Annotated in this window: 18 protein-coding genes and 1 tRNA gene; 10 read left to right on the top strand and 9 right to left on the bottom strand. The window is 67.2% G+C overall.

All coding sequences use genetic code 11. The annotated features are described in order from the left end of the window. Nucleotides 1-31: 31 nt before the first annotated feature. The 5 genes from ACXJKJ_RS18760 to ACXJKJ_RS18740 all read right to left on the bottom strand — a co-directional run bounded on the left by ACXJKJ_RS18760 (nucleotide 32) and on the right by ACXJKJ_RS18740 (nucleotide 4198). Entirely contained in the window at nucleotides 32-1063 is a 1032-nt protein-coding gene (locus ACXJKJ_RS18760) for a bifunctional nicotinamide-nucleotide adenylyltransferase/Nudix hydroxylase (protein ID WP_457391578.1), read from the bottom strand. Next, nucleotides 1060-1251, bottom strand: coding sequence for a hypothetical protein (locus ACXJKJ_RS18755; protein ID WP_457356005.1), 192 nt, complete (start codon nucleotides 1249-1251; stop codon nucleotides 1060-1062). Before ACXJKJ_RS18755 ends, ACXJKJ_RS18760 begins: the two co-directional genes overlap by 4 nt. After that, entirely contained in the window at nucleotides 1248-2444 is a 1197-nt protein-coding gene (pncB, locus tag ACXJKJ_RS18750) for a nicotinate phosphoribosyltransferase (protein ID WP_457391577.1), read from the bottom strand. The genes ACXJKJ_RS18755 and pncB overlap by 4 nt, the downstream gene beginning before the upstream one ends. After that, nucleotides 2441-3283: a cysteine hydrolase family protein gene (locus tag ACXJKJ_RS18745; RefSeq protein ID WP_457391576.1), complete on the bottom strand. Its 843-nt coding sequence runs from the start codon at nucleotides 3281-3283 to the stop codon at nucleotides 2441-2443. The genes pncB and ACXJKJ_RS18745 overlap by 4 nt, the downstream gene beginning before the upstream one ends. Before the next feature lie 105 nt (nucleotides 3284-3388). Then, complete coding sequence (locus tag ACXJKJ_RS18740; protein ID WP_056195678.1) at nucleotides 3389-4198, bottom strand: AraC family transcriptional regulator; 810 nt, start codon at nucleotides 4196-4198, stop codon at nucleotides 3389-3391. Nucleotides 4199-4267: 69 nt separating this feature from the next. Here ACXJKJ_RS18740 and ACXJKJ_RS18735 point away from each other — a divergent pair, with 69 nt between their 5' ends. Both ACXJKJ_RS18735 and arr read left to right on the top strand, forming a co-directional pair. Beyond that, a complete protein-coding gene (locus ACXJKJ_RS18735) occupies nucleotides 4268-5527 on the top strand; it encodes an MFS transporter (protein WP_457391574.1) in 1260 nt (419 codons plus the stop codon). A 61-nt stretch (nucleotides 5528-5588) separates the two neighbouring features. Then, on the top strand, nucleotides 5589-6005 hold the full coding sequence (arr, locus tag ACXJKJ_RS18730) for an NAD(+)--rifampin ADP-ribosyltransferase (protein WP_457391573.1): 417 nt from the start codon (nucleotides 5589-5591) through the stop codon (nucleotides 6003-6005). Between the two features lie 30 nt (nucleotides 6006-6035). On the opposite strand, the gene ACXJKJ_RS18725 is transcribed toward arr, so the two are convergent. Next, nucleotides 6036-6428 (bottom strand): hypothetical protein, encoded by a 393-nt coding sequence (locus tag ACXJKJ_RS18725; protein WP_056195669.1) that lies wholly within the window; start codon nucleotides 6426-6428, stop codon nucleotides 6036-6038. Nucleotides 6429-6661: 233 nt separating this feature from the next. Between ACXJKJ_RS18725 and ACXJKJ_RS18720 the strand changes: the two genes are divergently transcribed. From ACXJKJ_RS18720 to ACXJKJ_RS18705, 4 genes are all read left to right on the top strand, one after another. Continuing rightward, complete coding sequence (locus tag ACXJKJ_RS18720) at nucleotides 6662-8659, top strand: OPT family oligopeptide transporter (RefSeq protein WP_457391571.1); 1998 nt, start codon at nucleotides 6662-6664, stop codon at nucleotides 8657-8659. Between the two features lie 16 nt (nucleotides 8660-8675). Then, nucleotides 8676-8752 (top strand) — tRNA-Arg (locus ACXJKJ_RS18715). A 451-nt stretch (nucleotides 8753-9203) separates the two neighbouring features. Next, nucleotides 9204-9842, top strand: a complete 639-nt coding sequence (locus ACXJKJ_RS18710) for a hypothetical protein (protein ID WP_457391570.1) — start codon at nucleotides 9204-9206, stop codon at nucleotides 9840-9842. Continuing rightward, nucleotides 9808-10044, top strand: coding sequence for a hypothetical protein (locus tag ACXJKJ_RS18705; RefSeq protein WP_457356012.1), 237 nt, complete (start codon nucleotides 9808-9810; stop codon nucleotides 10042-10044). The genes ACXJKJ_RS18710 and ACXJKJ_RS18705 overlap by 35 nt, the downstream gene beginning before the upstream one ends. A gap of 50 nt (nucleotides 10045-10094) precedes the next feature. On the opposite strand, the gene ACXJKJ_RS18700 is transcribed toward ACXJKJ_RS18705, so the two are convergent. Further along, nucleotides 10095-10373: a hypothetical protein gene (locus ACXJKJ_RS18700; RefSeq protein ID WP_457391569.1), complete on the bottom strand. Its 279-nt coding sequence runs from the start codon at nucleotides 10371-10373 to the stop codon at nucleotides 10095-10097. 74 nt (nucleotides 10374-10447) lie between these two features. Between ACXJKJ_RS18700 and ACXJKJ_RS18695 the strand changes: the two genes are divergently transcribed. From ACXJKJ_RS18695 to ACXJKJ_RS18680, 4 genes are all read left to right on the top strand, one after another. Beyond that, nucleotides 10448-12343: a glycoside hydrolase gene (locus ACXJKJ_RS18695; protein WP_457391567.1), complete on the top strand. Its 1896-nt coding sequence runs from the start codon at nucleotides 10448-10450 to the stop codon at nucleotides 12341-12343. 241 nt (nucleotides 12344-12584) lie between these two features. Next, a complete protein-coding gene (locus tag ACXJKJ_RS18690; RefSeq protein ID WP_457325013.1) occupies nucleotides 12585-12773 on the top strand; it encodes a hypothetical protein in 189 nt (62 codons plus the stop codon). Then, nucleotides 12770-13006 carry a hypothetical protein gene (locus ACXJKJ_RS18685; protein WP_457391565.1) on the top strand — a complete coding sequence of 79 codons (237 nt, stop codon included), beginning with the start codon at nucleotides 12770-12772 and terminating at the stop codon, nucleotides 13004-13006. The genes ACXJKJ_RS18690 and ACXJKJ_RS18685 overlap by 4 nt, the downstream gene beginning before the upstream one ends. Further along, nucleotides 12993-13283: a hypothetical protein gene (locus ACXJKJ_RS18680; protein ID WP_457325010.1), complete on the top strand. Its 291-nt coding sequence runs from the start codon at nucleotides 12993-12995 to the stop codon at nucleotides 13281-13283. The genes ACXJKJ_RS18685 and ACXJKJ_RS18680 overlap by 14 nt, the downstream gene beginning before the upstream one ends. Here the strand turns inward: ACXJKJ_RS18680 and ACXJKJ_RS18675 are convergent. After that, complete coding sequence (locus ACXJKJ_RS18675; protein WP_457391563.1) at nucleotides 13274-13474, bottom strand: putative motility protein; 201 nt, start codon at nucleotides 13472-13474, stop codon at nucleotides 13274-13276. The two genes, ACXJKJ_RS18680 and ACXJKJ_RS18675, sit on opposite strands and share 10 nt — an antisense overlap. A gap of 109 nt (nucleotides 13475-13583) precedes the next feature. Next, nucleotides 13584-15197, bottom strand: coding sequence for an L-aspartate oxidase (nadB, locus tag ACXJKJ_RS18670; protein ID WP_457391562.1), 1614 nt, complete (start codon nucleotides 15195-15197; stop codon nucleotides 13584-13586). Nucleotides 15198-15299: the final 102 nt, after the last annotated feature.

The raw sequence follows: 15299 nt of genomic DNA, 5'->3' as shown, positions 1-15299 counted from the left end.
TTCCTTGGCTGTGAGCAGCCTCCGGCAATCGTCATGCCGGCAGCAAGCTCAGGAAGCGGTCCAGCATGTGGAAGTGGTCGTCGAAGAACTGCTCTTCCATCGCCACCAGTTCAGCCACCGGCACCCAGCGTGCCTGGGCCGCGTCATCTGCGCCCAGCACCTCGGGCAACTCGCGATCCCCCAGATCGAAGTGGTGGGCGTGCGAGATCGTGCGACCGCGCTGGCTGCGGTCGGGGTGGTCGAAGACGGCCACGCCCTGCAGCGCGCCCGCCAGCGTCTCGGGCAGCAGTCGCAAGCCGGTTTCCTCTTCGAGTTCGCGCACGGCGGACTGGTGGAGCGTGTCACGCGGCTCGACGAAGCCACCCGGCAGGGCCCAAAGCCCCTGGCCGGGGTCCTTGGCACGCTGGATCAGCAGCACATGGTCGGCGCAGCGCAGCACCAGGTCCACGGTGACGAAGACCGGCGCATACGGCGCCGCCGCCCAGGCCTGCCGGTAGGCCTTCAGCATGGCCCATTCGCGCCGCAGCGCCGCCAGGTAGGGCAGATGCGCCCAGGCCTGCACGAAGCTGCGCGTACCCGGCGGCACCTGATCGACCCAGCTGGCCAGCACGCCGTCCAGGGCCTCGAGCCCGGCCTCGAACAGCGCGGCGCGCAGGTCGGTGGCGTCCACGCGGTGCTGGCGCGGCAGGCTCAGCAGGCGCCAGGGCGAGAAGCGGCGCAGGTAGTCGCTGGTGGCATCCTTGAAGTGGCCGACCAGCGTGACGTCGGCGTCGCCCACGCGCTCCTGCACGGCCGCACGCACGGCCTGCACCCAGCGCGCCTCGTCGTAGAGGTCGCGCAGCGGCACGACCTCCACGCGTTCACGCTCGGCGTCGGTCAGGGCCAGGCGCAGCATCTCGGCGCGCTCGGTCCAGCTGAAGGCATGGCGCGGTGAACGCGCCTGGTGGGCCGAGCCGAGCAGCACGATGACGCGGGGCGCCTCGGCCAGTGCCGCGCGCAACAAGCTGACGTGGCCGTTGTGAACCGGTTGGAAGCGGCCGATGACGACGGCGGCAGAGGTCATGACAGCACTCCGGGAAAAACCGCCGCAATGGGCATCTGCCGCCCCTGGCCGAAAGCGCCCGCGCGCAGCCGGATCAGCGGTGGCGCCTGGCGGCGCTTGTATCCGCGGCGCTGGACCATGCGGGTGACGCGTTCAATGAGCAGCTTGAGCAGTTCGTCCAGCACCGGGACGAGGGTGAGCTTGATCATGGCTTGATGCCAAACACTTGTCGCAGATAGGCGAGGAAGGTCTCGTCGTCGCAGAGCGTCTTGCCGGGGCTGTCGCTGAGCTTGGCCACGGGCTGGCCGTTGGCGTGGGTCAGTTTCATGACGATGTTCAGCGGCGTGGGCCCCAGGTCGTTGCTGAGGTGGGTGCCGATGCCAAAGCCCAGCTGCACGCGATCGGCGAAGCGGCGGTACAGCTCGATGGCCTTGGTCACGGTCAGGCCGTCGCTGAACACCAGGCGCTTGGTGTGCGGGTCGATGCGCAGCCTGGCGTAGTGGGCCAGGRCCTTCTCGCCCCAGGCGACCGGGTCGCCGCTGTCATGGCGCAGGCCGTCGAAGAGCTTGGCGAAGTAGAGATCGAAGTCGGCCAGGAAGGCGTCCATGCCGACGACGTCGGTCAGCGCCGTGCCGAGGTCGCCGCGGTATTCCTGCACCCAGTCCTCCAGCGCCGCCTTCTGGTGGTCGCGCAAGCGCACGGTGCCCAGGGCCTGGTAGGTTTGCAGGTATTCGTGCGCCATGGTGCCGATGGGCACCAGGCCCAGCTCCTTGGCCAGCAGCACGTTGGAGCTGCCCTTGAAATGCTGGGGCAAGGCGTCGCGCAGCCGGGTCACTACCTCGCGCTGCCAGGCGCCGGAGAAACGGCGGCGCAGGCCGAAGTCGAACAGGTCGAAGGGGTGGCGCTGCGGCAGGGGCTCCGCGGCAAAGGCCTGCAGCGTGGCGATCTTGGCGTTCAGCCGGCGCTGTCCTTCGGCGCGGACCTCGGGCGTATCCAGCCGGCGGAAATAGAGCTCGTTGACGATGGCCAGTATCGGAATCTCGAAACCCATCACATGCACCTGCGGGCCGCGCGCGACGATGTTGAGCTGCGCGCCGTCCGTCGTCACTTCGACGAAATCGCGCTGGAACCGGAAGATGCGCAGGAAGTCGACAAAGTCGCTCTTGATGAAGCGCAGGCCCTTCACATAGGCCAGCTCATCGGCGCGAAAGCTCAGGGAACATAGCGCCTGCAGCTCGCGCTCGACGTCGGCCTTCAGCTCGGCCAGCGGGTAGCCGGGCTGGTTGCGGCAGACGAAGCGGTACTCGGCCTGCGTCTGCGGGTGGCGATGCAGCAGCGCCTGCCACATCGTGAACTTGTAGAGGTCGGTGTCCAGCAGGCTGGTGATGACGGGGGTGCTCATGCCTGGATATCCGTGCTGGTGGACAACTGCAACCCGCGTGCCCGCATCGCGGCCAGGAAGCCGGCCTGCTGGGCCTCGAAGCCCGCCACGGGGCTGATGCAATCGGTCAGCAGCACCAGTTTGGCCAACTGCCGCGACGGCAGATGGTCGGCCAGGTGTTCGACGGTGGCTCTCACGCAGTGGCTGCCGGCCTCRCCGGCGATCAGCACGCGGTCGAAGCGGTCCAGCTCGGCCAGCAGCGCCTGGTTCAGCGCGGTGCTTTCGTCGGATGGGTCGGGCACCTCGGCCTGCAGCGCGCTGTAGTGCTCGGTCCAGGGGTTCTCGCCCTTGGTGACGACGGCCACCGAGCGCCCTTGCCTGTCCGCCCAGGCGTCCAGCGCAGCCTGCAGGCCGGCGTGCACGCCATGGCCCCAGCTGCCCATCTGGCAGTGCACCGGCCAGACCATCAGCGTGTAGCGGCCGGCGGCCTCCAGCGCATCCAGATAGGCCAGCGCGCGGTCGAGGTGGGCCGCGTCGCGCGGCTGGTACTCGCCGCCTCGGACCTGGGCGGCCGTGATGGGCGTGAAAGGCCCGGGGTGGCGGCCGCTGGCCGTTTCCTGCCAGAAGCCAGGGTGGGCGATGTCGATGCGGTGATGCGAATCCAGCGTCACGGTGATGGCGTCGATCTGGCCGCGTAGGCGCTCCACCAGGCCAGCGGCGCGCTGCAGGTCGGCGTGAGCACCGGCCACCGGCAGCGCGGGCTGGATGAGTTCTCCCGTCACGGGCGAGCGCGGCAGCCAGTCCACCGGCAGGTCGCAGAAATCGTTCTGAGGGTCGATCAGCAGCAGATGCGTCTTCATGGGCGTGTCCTGTTGTTGTGTGCCTCCAGGCCGGCGCAACTCTATCGACTCATGGATGAATTCCGGCCGGCGCTGCGACGGGTGGGGTGCGGGCGGAACGCCTGATCACGCCTCTGCAAAGAACCGGCTTGGTGGCATGCCCACCGTGCGCGTCACCATGGCCGTGAAGGCGCTGGCACTGGCATAGCCGAGCTCGCTGGCGATATGGCTCATGGGCCGGCCGCGCGCCGCCAGGGTCAGCGCGTGGGCCAGCAGCAGTTGCGAGCGCCATTGCGCGAAGCTGGTGCCGAGTTGCTCGCGGAACAGCCGGCTGAGCGTGCGCGGGCTGGCGCCCGCCTCGGCGGCCCATTCGTCCAGGCCGGCGTGGCGGCCGGGCTCGCGCAGCATGGCCTCGCAGAGCTTGCGCAGCCGCGCGTCCTGAGGCAGGGCAACGCCCAGGGCCAATGGGCGGGCGCGCTGGAGTTCACTGAGCACCAGCCGCTCCATGGCGCCGCGGCGCTCGGCGTCGTCGCGGCTCTCCGGGGGTGCGGGATCGGGCATGGCGGGCAGGGCCAGCACCAGCTCGCGCAGCAGCGGCGACACCTCCAGCACCCGCCCCACCTGCCAGGCCTCGCCCGCCAGCAGCTCGGGGCCGAGGTAGAGGGTGCGCAGGTCGCACTGCTCGATGGCCGTGACCGCGTGGACGACGCCAGGCGGAATCCACACCGCCCGCGACGGCGGCACGATGTAGGTCGACGCCTCGGTGTTCACGCGCACGGCGCCCGTCATCGAGAACACGAGCTGGGCCCAGTCGTGCCGGTGCGGCTGGATGTCGGCCAGGTGCTCCAGCAGCCGCGATTTGGCGCGCAGCGGCCGCTCGGGCGTCGGCGCGAAGAGCTCGGGCGAGAAGGCAGGAAAGCTGCGACGGCTGGCCATGGCTGAATTTCGACAGAAGTTGACGAACCATCGTAACAACGCCGACGCTGCCCTGCCTACATTGAGGGCATGGATACCGCCCTCGCCTCTTCCCTCGACGCCGGCCTGCAGCGCCGGCGCGACGTCACGACGATCTCGACCATCGGTGTCGCCCACGGCACGTCGCACTTCTTCCACATGCTGCTGCCGCCGCTGTTCCCGGCCTTCATCCAGGCTTTTGGCCTGAGCTATTCGGAACTGGGCCTGCTGGTGACGACCTTCTTCGTCATCTCGGGCGCCGGGCAGGCGCTGTCGGGCTTCATCGTCGACCGCATCGGTGCGCGGCCGGTGCTGTTCGCGGCGATGGCGAGCTTCTTTCTCGCCTCCATCGCTGCGGGCCTGGCCCAGGGCTTTGGCGGGCTGATGCTGGCGGCAGCACTCGCCGGCGTCGGCAACGCCCCCTTCCACCCGGCCGACTTCACCATCCTGAACAAGCGCGTGTCGCAACCACGCCTGGGCCACGCCTTCTCGGTGCACGGCATCAGCGGCAACCTCGGCTGGGCCTTCGCGCCGGTGTTCTCCATCGGCATTGCCGAGGCGACGGGCAACTGGCGTTTCGCCTATGTCGGCACCGCCCTCGTTGCGCTTTCGGTGATGGCCCTGCTGTTCTGGCAGCGCTCGGCAATAGACGACCGCCAAGGGTCGTGGGGACACGCGAAGCCGGCGGCCGGCGTCAAGGCCGAGCACCCCATGGCTTTCCTGAAGCTGCCCTCGGTGTGGCTGTGCTTTTCCTTCTTCTTCTGGAGCACGGCGGCGCTGTCGGCCATCCAGAGCTTTGCCAGCCCGGCCCTGCACCAGATCTACGGCCTGCCGCTGGCACTGACGGCCTATGTCGTCACCGGCTACATGCTGGCCGGCGCGGCGGGCATGGTCTGCGGCGGCTTCCTGGTCGCCAAGGCCGAGCGGCTGGAGCGCACGATTGCGTTTGCCATGGCCTTTGCCGCCGCATTGCTGCTGCTGACGGCGACCGGCTGGCTGCACGGCGGGCTGGCGGCCATCGTGGCTGCGCTGGCGGGTTTTGGCACTGGCCTGGCCGGCCCGTCGCGCGACATGCTGATCAAGCGCGCCTCGCCGCCGGGAGCGACCGGCCGGGTCTATGGCACCGTGTATTCGGGCCTCGACATCGGCTTTGCGATTGCCGCACCCGTGTTCGGGGCCATCCTGGACCAGGGCATGCCGCGCGGCGTGTTCGCGGGCTCGGCGGCGGCGTTGATGATGGGCATTGCGTCGGCAGGCCTGGTGGGGCTGGGCCTGAGCCGCAGGACGGCGGCGGTGCCGGCCCAGGCGTGACGGGGCTTCACGAGATTGCCTCTGTCATGGGCACTGTCGCGCCCTCGCCCCTAACGGCCCGATGACAAGCACCGACGCTCCAAGCCCTCCACCGTATTACCACGGCACCAAGGCCGACCTGCAGGCCGGTGACCTGATCCAGCCTGGCTACGTGTCCAACTACGGCCAGCGCAAGAAGGCGAACTACGTCTATCTGTCCGCGACGCTGGAAGCCGCGATCTGGGGCGCAGAGCTGGCCGTGGGCGAGGACCGCGGCCGCATCTACATCGTGGAGCCCACCGGCCCCATCGAAGACGACCCCAACCTGACTGACCGCAAGTTCCCCGGCAATCCAACCAAGTCCTACCGCTGCAAGGCGGGGCTGCGGGTGACGGGCGAAGTCATGCAATGGCAGGGCCACTCCCCCGAGCAGCTGCAAACCATGCTGGCGCATGTGCAGCGGATGCGCGAACTCGGCATCGAGGCCATCCAGGAATAGCAATAGGCCCTGCGGCCCAGCCGGTGAGGCTCAGTCAACCAGGGCCTGAAGCTCCTGCAAGGCTTCGTCCAACAAGGCCGCGCTGCCGGCATCCTGCTCGATGGCCCGGCAGGTGCGCTCCACCAGGCCTTCCAGCGCCGGATCCAGTTGCAGCTCGCCGCCGAGTTCATCGAGCAACGCAGCCTCGACGAACAGGCGCAAGGCCTTGGCGCGAGGGATGGCACCGCCTTGAGCTCGGGCGGCCTTGAGCTTGGCGGTCAGCCCCTGCAATGCCGTCACGGCCGCGGGTGGCGCGGCCCGATTGACCAAGCCAGCCGAGGCCCCGGCCGTTGCCTGGCGTTGCGACGGCGAATGGCGCGCCTGCGCCAGTTCGGCCTTGAGCAGGCGCAGTGCGTGGATCAGGGGAGAAATGGGAGCTGTCATGCCAATGCCTGGAGCCGCCGCATTGTGGCGCGGCCCGGTTCGGGAAAGCTGGCAAAATGCGCCCGCTTCTGACCGATGCGCCGCCGCTGGCCTTGCCGTGGCGGTATTTTTTTGAGCCCCCGCATCCAGGGGCTTCGACCCAGGGCATATCCCAAAGTCCGACCGAGCGGTCGGCCGGGACAATCGCCAGCTTTGCTTTAACCAGGCCGCGTCACAAGCGCCGCCCTGATCTCATGGCACTCCAACACCTGACCGACGAGCAGATCGCCACCATGTCACGCGCCCAAAAGGACGAGTGGTGGTTCAAGAACGTCTTCCGCGGCGACATGGCCCAGCTTTCGCTGCGCTCCGGTATCACCGGTTTCCTGCTCGGCGGTGTGCTCTCCTCCACCGGCCTGTACATCGGTGCCAAGACGGGCATTTCCCTCGGCGTTGGCCTCACTTCGGTCATCCTGGCCTTTGCGCTGTTCCGCGCGCTGCACGCAGCCGGCCTGGCCCAGGACTACACCATCCTCGAGAACAACTGCACCCAGTCCATCGCCACGGCGTCGGGCTATGTGACCACGGCGCTGATCTCCAGCCTGCCGGCCTACATGCTGGTGACGGGCCATGTGCCGCTGTGGTGGCAGATCGCCATCTGGATGTTCCTGGTGTCGCTGGTGGGCGTGCTGCTGGCCTTCCCGCTGAAGCGCCGCTTCATCAATGAAGACCAGGCCCCCTTCCCGGAAGGCCGTGCCTGCGGCGTGGTGCTCGACTCGCTGTACCACGGCAAGGGCAGCGAGGGCATGTTCAAGGCCAAGCTGCTGGGCTGGGTGGCCGGCGGCGCGGCGCTGCTGCAGGGCATCTGCGGCGAAGGCTGGATGAAGCTGATCCAGTTCAAGCTGCTGGCCATGGACAAGTGGGCCGGCATGGCGGAGCCCTGGCATCTGCACGAGCGCATCGACGACTACTACTACGCCTGGGCCGTCAAGGCGCATGGCTTCATCCCGAGCATCCTGGGCACCGACTTCCGCACCCTGGGCCTGCGCCTGGTGGTGGACGCCGCGCTGATCGGCACCGGGGGCCTGATGGGCCTCGCGGTGGCGGCGAGCTGTTTTGTCGGCGTGATCGTCAACTTCGTCGTCCTGGCGCCGCTGATGATCCAGGCCGGTGACATTGCACCTCGCCTGGGTGCCAATGGCGTGCTCATCCCGCTGAACCGCGTCGAGATCGTCAACCAATGGTCGCTGTGGTGGGGCGTGACGATGATGGTCGTGGGCGCGCTGGTGTCGCTGCTGGCCAAGCCCGAGATCTTCACGAGTGCGTTCAAGCGCAAGACGCCTGCACAAGTGGCGGCCAAGGCCGAGCCCAAGAGCGACCTGCTCAAGGACATCGAGGTGCCGCTGTGGATCAGCTGGATCGGCGTGCCTGTGGTCAGCCTGATGGGCTGCTACGCCACGCACGCCTTCTTCGGCGTGCCGCTGTGGCTGGCCATCGTGTCGCTGCCGCTGATCTTCGTGCTGACCGTGATCTGCACCAACTCCATGGCGCTGACGTCGTGGACGCCGACCGGGTCCCTGTCCAAGATCACGCAGTTCACGATGGGCGCGCTGGACCGCACCAACCCCGGTTCCAACCTGCTGCCTGCGGGCATGACGGCCGAGATCGCCTCCAACGCGGCCAACCTGCTGTCCGACATCAAGCCCGGCTACATGCTCGGCGGCAAGCCGCGCCACCAGGCCATCGGCCACATCATCGGCAACCTGGCCGGCGTGCTGGTCTGCGTGCCGCTGTTCTTCCTGCTGTTCATCAAGCCTGATGCCAACGGCGCTGCCAGCGCGGCGAACATGGTGTCCGACCAGTTCGGCTTCCCTGCCGCGCTGCAGTGGAAGGGCGTGGCCGACATCATCGCCAAGGGGCTGAAAAGCCTGCCCACCTCCGCGCTGATCTCCATGGCCGTCGCGGCCATGGCGGCCATTGCCATCGAAGTGGCGCGCATCGTCACCAAGGGCAAATCGGGCCTGTCGGCCGTGGCCATCGGCCTGGGCGTCACGCTGCCGCCGCAAGCCACGTTCATGATGTTCGTCGGCGCGCTGATGTTCTGGTACATGGCCAAGAAGTACAAGAACGCCCCCGCCGACTCCCGCGGCCACCGCATCTGGGTCGAAGGCATGGAGCCCATCTGCGCCGGGCTGATCTCCGGCGCCGCCCTGATGGGCATCGGCGACGCGATCATCGGCGTGCTGATCTGATAATCACCTGTTCTGTCTGCCCGTAGCTCAACTGGATAGAGCAGCTGCCTTCTAAGCAGCAGGTCGGGGGTTCGAGTCCCTCCGGGCAGGCCAAATCAAGAGTTCACGAGAACTCACTGCCGATCAGGCGCCTAAGTTCCACAAGGGCTTAGGCGCTTTTTTCGTGTCAGGTGGCGGTTGACCGAGTGGCACGGGACTAATGGCATCGCGGACCGGGCCGCGAGAGACGGAGCATGTTTGCTTTTGGCAGCGGCGGGCCACGGCAAGCGCGATGACCTCGACCCATTGAGTCGCTTTTATCCTCGCCTTCCCGTCGCTTCTTTAAGTATGCCGGCGGCCATCTGATGCAATTCGCCGTCGGCTTCGATGCATCGGCCGGCTCGGCGTCGCGCCTTGGGCCAAGCTGTCGAACGGAAAAGCGTGACCGTCCGATATGCGAACGATCTTCCTCCTCACATCTGATGATTCGCTCGGTTGGACCTGCGTGCGAACGTGCGACTGCTTGAGGGCGATCCAATGCCTCCCTGCGCCTGTACACGGAGCCATGACCAAATCAATTCGCTGGTTCTTAGTCGTTGGTATTGCTGTCTTAGCGATCTTCGCTGCCAGGCAATTGACCCTCCCGTGGTTCCAAGCGCCCGGCTCCTTGACCATCTGCGTGGATGGCTCGGACCAGGTCTTGCAGTCGACGGATGCCAAGTTCGCTGACTGCATCGAGCGCAACGCGAAGTTGTTTCTGGAAAAGGACTACGCGGAGTCGAAGGACTTGGCAAAGAGTTTTTTGACAATTCTGGTCGCCATCCTCGTCGCATCAATCACGTTCTCTGAGAAGGTTGTCGATATCCACAGCGCGCGGCGGGTTCCCCTCGCCGGAATGCTTGTCTGCTGGTTCCTGCTTCTCGTGGCCATTGTCATGACCGGAAGCGGTCTAGCCAGCATGGCACTGGCCGCAGGCTATGCGGCGTACTACGCCGGCGCGAATTTCCGCCACCTTGAATCGCACGCCGTGCTGCTTTTCATCGGTGGATGTTTCTCCTTCGGAATTGCGATGCTGGCGCTGATCGTTTCGGGCGCAGTCTCGCTACTCGACAAGCGTCAATCAGCCTTGGACTTGAAGAGCAGTGCCGATGCCCAGGACGCGGCGGTCAATGACCTCCTTGATCTCGATGCCGAAGGGGGTTGATTGGGCGCGCCGGCTTGATGACCACCACGCCCGCGTTGACGACCACGATGTCAGGCGCCCCGAACGCCTGCTGTGCTGCGTCGAACAGGCGCTGGATGGACGCTATATCGCCGAGCTCGGCCTGCAGGGCTATCGCTCGCCCACCGCGCCCGGCGATGCCGTCAGCGACCGACACGATCCTTCTCATGGAACTGTCCTCTGACCGAATGATTCAACGGCTTGCCTGCGCACCGTGCCCAGTTCAGCCGACACTCAGGTGTCGCTGCGCTGCGGCGCGTCTCTAGAAGGGGTCGAAGCCGTTGCACCCTGCATTTCCATGGGCGCCACGGCGCAGATTGACTGGATCAACGCGGCGACCACGGCACACACGACGATCGCGACATGAAGATGGACCCACCGGCACGGCGACACGGGAACAAGACCGTTGCGCATAAGGATTCCTTCGTTGATGGCCAGGGGCATCGGCCCGGGAGTCGCTGCGGCTTCTGCCGCCACAACCTCACGACGATCCGAGACGGCAGAAATCGACAAGCGGAAGTCCGAACCGCTCCGTACGCGGCGGTGGCTACGACAATCGCCCGCACTGCACAAAGCCATCTGAATCCATGACGTCCCGCGCCTTGGGCCTCGGCGGTCTGCTGCTGGCCATTCTGTCGACCATCGCGCAGGCGGCCGTGATCGAGGTCCACGCCGGCTCGGTCACCTACCTCGTCGACAGCGCCACCTTGCGTATCGAAGCCCGCGACGGCGATGCCGCACCGATCCCCCTGCTCAAGCCCCAGGCGCAAGCGCATGACAGCCCGGTCACCACAAGCCCGGGGGCCTGGGCCTGGACAACCGGCGAAGGCCAGCAGGTGCGCCTCAGTACACAAGGCCGGGCGCTCAAGGTGTCGGTCACCGGGCAGCACGGCACGCGCTGGCAGGCGTCCATGCCAGAAGTCTCGTCAGGAACCTGGATCGTGCCGGATGGGCAGGGCATGGCCTTCGGCGTCAACGATGCCTACTGGCGCTCTGTCTTCAACCGCCCGCAGTGCTTCGGCGGCACCACCCTGTTGTCCTTCCCGGCGTGGACCCACCTCACAGGCACGCGGGCCATCACCTACGCGCTGGACGACGGCTTTCAGTCCGAGCTTTGCCTGCAGAACTCGAACGGGCTGCAGGCCAGCCTGAGACATGACTTCGCCGACGGCGCCAGCACGCTGGACCTGATGATCGAGCTCGGTGCACCCAACCCGCTCGCACCGGCGCTGTTCTACAGAGACTACCTGCGGCAGCAGGGTCGGTTGCGATCCTTTGCCGACAAGCAGGTGCCTGAACTGGACCGCCTGTTTGGCGCCCCGCATCTGTACGTCTGGGGCGATGGCCGCGATCTCGCTTTCCTGGATGACTTGAAGGCGCTGGGCATCGCCAAGCTCGTGATCAGCTATGACCAGGACCCGAAGACGCACAAGCACCTGGTCCGGCCGGCCTACCTGAAGAAGGCCCATGGCCTGGGCTACCTGGCGGGGCCCTACGACGCCTTCGACAACGGCCAGCCTGACGACACTGCAGACATGCCGGCCGCGGTCTGGGGCCCTGGGCTCTACCCGTCGGGCTGCCTGCGCGACAAGCAGGGCGCCGTCGTGCCGGGCTTCGCCAGCCGAGGGTGCCAGATGTCCAGCGAAGCCATCGCACGGCACCCGGCGGGCTTTGTCCCGGCGCAGCGCTACGAGGGGCACATCCGTGACGGCGCGAGCCAGGTCTTCGTCGACGTGGACGGCTTCGGCAACTTCTACGACGACTTCAGCCCCGAGCACCGCATGACCAAGGCGCAGGATCGCCGCAACGTCCTGGCCCGCCTGGAACTGGGCATGCGCAAGTTCGGCCTTGTGCTTGGCTCGGAAAATGTGACGGCCTGGAGCGCCGACGTCACGCATTATTCGCACGGCACGGGGCAAGCCCACGTGGCGGCGTTCTGGCCCCTGCTCAGCGACAAGCGCTTCAACGGCTATTGGCCGCCAGACCGTCCTCCGATCTATTTCGGCCGTTTCACGCCCACTGCTGACGAAGCACACGCCCTGTTCGAACCCGCTGATCGCCTGCCCCTGTTCGATGCGGTCTATCACGACGCGTTGGTGACCGTGGATCGTTGGGAACTCAGCCTGACCAAGGTGGTGGGCCAGGAAGCGCGCCGCTACGCTCGTTCGTTGCTGTATGGCGTGCCGACTCTGTGGAACCTTGACCGGCGCGACCTCGCCAGTGCCGCCGCCTGGCTGAAGGCGGCGCATGAYGACTTCCAGGCCGTGCACGGCGTGTCGGCACCCGTGGCGCTCACGGCCTTCGCGTGGCTCACGGACGACCACAGCGTGCAGCAGGTCAGCTACGCAGACGGCAGGGCCGTGACAGCCAACTTCGGCAGCCGGGCCTGGCAGGGCCTGCAGCCGAACTGCGTCAGACTCAGCGGGCGCTCGGTGCTGCCCAGGACTTTCTGCCCGCCCGCGACGGCACTGAACCCTGGCTGAGACACCTTCCCGGGCGCAGACGCAGGCTCCGGTGCCGTAGGCCCACGAATCCCTAGCGAAATCAACAGCCTAGGCGCCTTTCTCGCATCTGAGGCCGTGGCTTTCGAGTCGACCGCCATCCCCCTTTGGAGGGATACGACGGGGGATGCCCGCCCGCCCATCCCCCCTCAGCACCCCCAAAGGGCGATACCCCCGCGGCCGGCGGGCTCCGAGACTGGCTCCATCGAAAACAGGAGCCGCCATGCAATCTCAATCCACCCCACTTGCCCCGGATGACGCGCTCTGGGCCAGCGCCTCGCTGCTGCGCATCACCATCAGCCAGTTGCGCGCATGGGAAGCCGAATACGCGCCGCACCTCGCCGCGCAGCCGACGACCGATGAAGAGGCCTGGGAAGGCACCGAACTGGACCCGCGGAGGACGGTGCTTTGATGATCAACAAACCTGTCGGCTTCGCCGCGCTGCTAGAGAAGATGCCGCGGCGTTTCGCGGCCCGGGCCAAGCGGGTCGAAGAGCGAGCCAGGCTCAGGCGTGAGGCTCAGGCCAAGCGCTTCGAGATGGAATTTCTGTGCGCCATCGAGGTGAAGGAAGGCGGCTGGAACGAGTGGCAAGACACCGTCGCCGAGTTCGCCGCCAGAGCAGGAGACGATCATGGGATTGCTTGATGCGAACCGCCATCTTGGCGCCGAGGCCGGCGTCAGCCATTGGGCCTTCGACAGCGCCGCCGGCAGGATCAGCGCCCGCGATGGCGACGGGAACCTGGTGATGGCCATCGCCACCGGCCCGCTCTTCGGCGCCCGATTGGCTGCCGCCTTCAATTCGCCCACGCCTGTCACGATGCCCTATGCCGGCGCCGGGTCTCGCGTTGGGGCAGAGGGGCGATGCGCGGTGGTCGGGGGATTCTGGGCGCGTGAACCGCGCCCCGGTCTTACTCAGGCGTAAACGTTCACGTTGCGCCCCAGCGTGCCTTCGGTCGCCAGTGCCGGCTGCTGCGGCAGCGCGCTGAGCAGGGCCATGGCACCAGCCGCCTGAATGTCGATCGCCTTGCGCAGCACCAGGAGGCCGACCGCATCGGCTGCCCCTTGGGTATTGCTCGACGCGATGTTGACGCTGGTGGAGTTGGCGATGTCCATCTCGCATGTATCGGCAGGCCTGATCAGAACTTGAGTCGGAACGAGCAGCCTGCCACGACGGCGAGCTTGTATGGTGAAGAGCTGAGGCCCGGCATATCCGCGCTCGGTGCTAGCGTCGGCGCCGTTTGCTGATCAACACCGTCGGGAAGCTCACCGGCAGCGTGCGCGGGTAGTCGCGGCTGAAGTGCAGGCCGCGGCTCTCGTGGCGCATCAAGGCCGAGCGCACGATCAGCTCGGCGCATTCGACGAGGTTGCGCAGCTCCAGCAGGTCGCGCGTGACTCGGAAGCTCCCGTAGTAGTCATCAATCTCGCCGCGCAGCAGCTTGATGCGGTGCAACGCGCGCTCCAGGCGCTTGGTGGTGCGCACGATGCCGACGTAGTTCCACATCAACAGGCGCAGTTCGTCCCAGTTGTGGGCGATGACGACCTGCTCGTCGGCGTTCTCGACCTGGCTCTCGTCCCAGGCTGGGATGCGAGCCCCGTCGGGGAGCGGGTGCGACAGGATGTCGGCCGCACAGGTCTGGCCCAGCACCACGCATTCCAGCAGCGAGTTGCTGGCCAGGCGGTTGGCGCCGTGCAGGCCGGTATAGCCGGTTTCGCCCACGGCATACAGGCCCGGCAGGTCGCAGCGGCCGAGCAGGTCGGTCACAGCACCACCGCAGGTGAAGTGCACAGCCGGCACGACGGGAATAGGCTGCCTGGCGATGTCGATGCCGAGCTTGAGGCAGCGGGCGTGGATGGTCGGGAAATGCTCGATGAGGAAGGCTTCTCCCAGGTGGGTGGCGTCCAGCCACACATGGTCCAGGCCGTGCTTTTTCATCTCGAAGTCGATGGCGCGGGCGACGATGTCGCGCGGCGCCAGCTCCATGCGCTCGTCGTGGGCGGCCATGAAGCGGGTGCCCCCGAGATGTTCAGGCAGCTTCAGGTAGGCCCCCTCGCCGCGCAAGGCCTCGGTGATGAGGAAGCTGCGCTCCTGCGGGTGATACAGGCAGGTCGGGTGGAACTGGATGAATTCCATGTTCGCGACCCGGCAGCCGGCGCGCCAGGCCATGGCGATGCCATCGCCGGTCGAGGTGTCGGGGTTGGTGGTGTAGCGGTAGACCTTGCCGGCACCGCCAGTGGCCAGCACGACGGCGCGTGCCGCCAGCGTCTCCACGCGCTGGGTGTCGATATCCAGTGCGTAGGTGCCGTAGACGCGGGTAGGTTCGTCGCGCTGCACATGGCGTGAGGTGATCAGGTCCAGCGCCATCCAGCGCTCGCGCAGCGTGATGTTGGGGTGCTTGCGGGCCAACTCCAGCAGCTGGTCGTGGATGGCCTTGCCGGTGGCGTCGGCCGCGTGGGCGATGCGGCGCACGGCGTGCCCGCCCTCACGCGTCAGGTGCAGGCCCATCGGGCCGGTGTCGTCGGTCGTGAAGGGCACGCCCTGGTCCACCAGCCAGCCCACGGCCGCAGCGCTGCGCTCGGCGATGAAGCGGGCGGCGGCTTCGTCGACGAGGCCTGCGCCAGCGTCCTGGGTGTCGCGCACATGGCTTTCGATGGAATCGTCGCTGCCCAGCACGCCAACGATGCCGCCCTGGGCCCACGCGGTGGCCGCCTCGGTCAGCTCCCGCTTGGCGAGGATGACGACGGGCACGCTGTCGGCGAGATGCAGGGCCACGGTGAGGCCGGCCAGGCCGGCGCCGATGATGACGACGGGCGCGTCGTCTGGAGGGGCAGCAGTCATGGCCGGGCATTGTCATGCAGCGCCGGCACTCCCGCGCCTTGGTGAGGATTGCCATCACACGCAGGCTGCCTACGCCACGCCCTCCCCTATGCTGCGCGCCGC

The sequence above is a fragment of the Roseateles sp. P5_E1 genome (assembly GCF_054049335.1).
Note: the sequence above shows the minus strand (reverse complement) of the source record. Positions and strands in the feature narration are given on the sequence as shown.